This window comes from Priestia sp. BR_2 (genome assembly GCF_041954005.1).
GTDB classification, from domain to species: domain Bacteria; phylum Bacillota; class Bacilli; order Paenibacillales; family Paenibacillaceae; genus Paenibacillus_AQ; species Paenibacillus_AQ lautus_A.
Genome location: NZ_JAVFHM010000343.1, coordinates 1 through 665 on the forward strand (window position 1 = coordinate 1; position 665 = coordinate 665).

1 protein-coding gene is annotated in these 665 nt (G+C 34.6%); it reads right to left on the reverse strand.

Features of this window, described 5'->3' with window-relative positions; genetic code table 11:
• Positions 1 to 665, reverse strand: a 665-nt coding sequence (locus RB298_RS31035) for a sensor histidine kinase (protein ID WP_486050183.1), incomplete at both ends; no start/stop codon positions are given.

Below are 665 nucleotides of genomic sequence, written 5' to 3' on the forward strand. Positions count from 1 at the left end.
CAGTTCTCCTCCGTGCAAATCAATAATTGACTTAGCAATAGCTAACCCAAGTCCGGAGCCATCGGTTTGTCTTGAAGTATCCCCTCTTTTAAATCGTTCAAACAGCTCATCTGCCTGCTCATTTAATTCATATTTACTTACATTTTTAAAGGTTAGTTTCACTTGTTCGTTTATTTCTTGAACAGAAATATAGACACGCGTTTGTTCAAGTGAATATTTCAATATATTCTCTATCAAATTGTCAAATACTCTCCATAATTTTTGACCATCTACAGTAGCAAATAGCGGCTTTTTGAGAGATTGAATACGAAATTGCAGAGTTGAATCTTCAATTGCTTCATTATATTCAGCTAAAGCCTGATGAAGAAGCTGGTTAATATCAATTTTGTCTTTATGCAATTCTACATTTCCACTCGCCATTTTTGACACTTCAAATAAATCATCAATAAGTGTCTGTAAACGTTTTGATTTACGGTCAATAATTTCAACGTAAGCATGTTGTTCGTCCGAAGTAAGATCTTGTGACTTTAGCAACGCTGTATATGTCATAATAGAAGTCAATGGTGTTCTTAAATCGTGACTGACGTTGGTAATTAACTCTGTTTTCAAGCGTTCACTTTTAACTTGAACATGCTGAGATGTTTGAATCTGCTGCTGGATATGAT